Annotated in this window: 1 protein-coding gene and 1 pseudogene; both read left to right on the top strand. The window is 66.9% G+C overall.

Annotated features, from left to right (window positions below; all coding sequences use genetic code 11):
• A pseudogene (locus tag I5W_RS23260) lies at positions 1–285 on the top strand (ATP-dependent helicase); the annotation flags it as partial.
• 72 nt (positions 286–357) lie between these two features.
• A complete protein-coding gene (locus I5W_RS23255) occupies positions 358–1,389 on the top strand; it encodes a hypothetical protein (protein ID WP_044531026.1) in 1,032 nt (343 codons plus the stop codon).
• The last annotated feature ends 3 nt before the right edge of the window (positions 1,390–1,392 follow it).

Raw genomic sequence — 1,392 nt, 5'->3', positions numbered from 1 at the left:
GTCGAGATTGCCGAAGAGCGGCGCCTGCTCTATGTGGCCATGACCCGCTCCAAGGAATACCTGCACCTGGTGGTGCCGCAACGCTTCTACCTCACCCAGCAGACCGCCCAGGGCGAGCGCCATGTCAACGGCATCCGCAGCCGCTTCATCACCCCGCGCATGTTGCCGCATTTCGAAGACAGTCTGTGGCTGTCGGCCGAGACCAATGGCGCCCGCACGCCCATGCCCGACAGCGTGCGCATGTTGATCCGGCAACGCGCCAGGAACGCCTGGAACAAACCCTGACGCTGCTTTGAAGTGAACGATTGCGCAGGCCATCAAGGCCAAGCGGCCCGCCAGCCGCTAAAATAGCGCCCCATGAATCAACTCGACATCCTCATCCCCTTCGCCCTGCCTCCCGCCGAGCTGGCGCGCGATCTGTTGCGCCAGAGCCATGCGCCGGCGCTGGCGATGCTGCTGGGGCGTGGCAAGGCGGCGCCGCGCCAGGCACATGATCCGTTTTCCCGCGCCCTGCCGCATGAACACTGGCTGGCACAACGCTTCGGCCTGCCGCCCGGCGCCCAGGACTCCAGTCCAGCCGCCGCCAGCGCGCTGATGCAGGGCCTGGGCCATGCCCCCCAGGCCGGCCACTGGTTCGTGCTGCATCCGGCCCATATCCATGTGGCGCGCGACCATCTGGTCCTGACCGACATCGGCCAGTTGCAACTGCAAGAGGAAGAATCGCGCCGCCTGTTCGCCGCCGCCCTGCCGCTGTTTACCGAGATCGGCCACGAACTGGTGTATGGCGACGAGCGCACCTGGTTCATCCGGGCCGACGCCTGGGCCGGGCTGCGCACCTCCACGCCGTCGGCTGCCAGCGGGCGCAATGTCGACATCTGGATGCCGGAAGGTCCGGGCGAACTGGCCTGGCGCAAGCTGCAAAACGAAGTGCAGATGCAGTGGTTCGCCGAGTCGCTTAACGAACAACGTGAAATGCGCGGCCAGAAGACCATCAATTCGATCTGGATCTGGGGCGGCGCCGACGCTGGCATCAGCGCCCAGGCGCACTACACCCAAAGCTTCGGCCTGCGCGGCTGGCTGCGCGCCTTCGGCGCCGACAGCGGCCAGACCGGTGCGGCCGAGGTCGCCAAGGGCAACGGCCAGCGCCTGCTGGTGCTCGATGCCCTGGCCGAAGCGGCGCTGGCCGAGGAATGGGGCCTGTGGTTGCAGCACCTGGAACACCTGGACCGCGACTGGCTGGCGCCCTTGCTGGTGTCGCTGCGTGCAGGCACGCTGGCATCGCTGAACCTGATACTGACCGGCGCTGATCGCAGTGTCGAGGTGGCCGTCACGCGCGCCTCGCTGCGACGCTTCTGGCGCAAAACTTCACTTTCGGGGCTGTCAGCATGATCC

Origin of the sequence: Herbaspirillum sp. B65 (assembly GCF_000333555.1) — a bacterium.
Taxonomy (GTDB): Bacteria; Pseudomonadota; Gammaproteobacteria; order Burkholderiales; family Burkholderiaceae_D; genus Herbaspirillum; species Herbaspirillum rubrisubalbicans.
Note: the sequence above shows the minus strand (reverse complement) of the source record. Positions and strands in the feature narration are given on the sequence as shown.

Excerpts from the sequence above, each read along its gene's own strand:
- I5W_RS23255 (WP_044531026.1), top strand. The coding sequence starts at position 358 with ATGAATCAACTCGACATCCTCATCCCCTTCGCCCTGCCTCCCGCCGAG.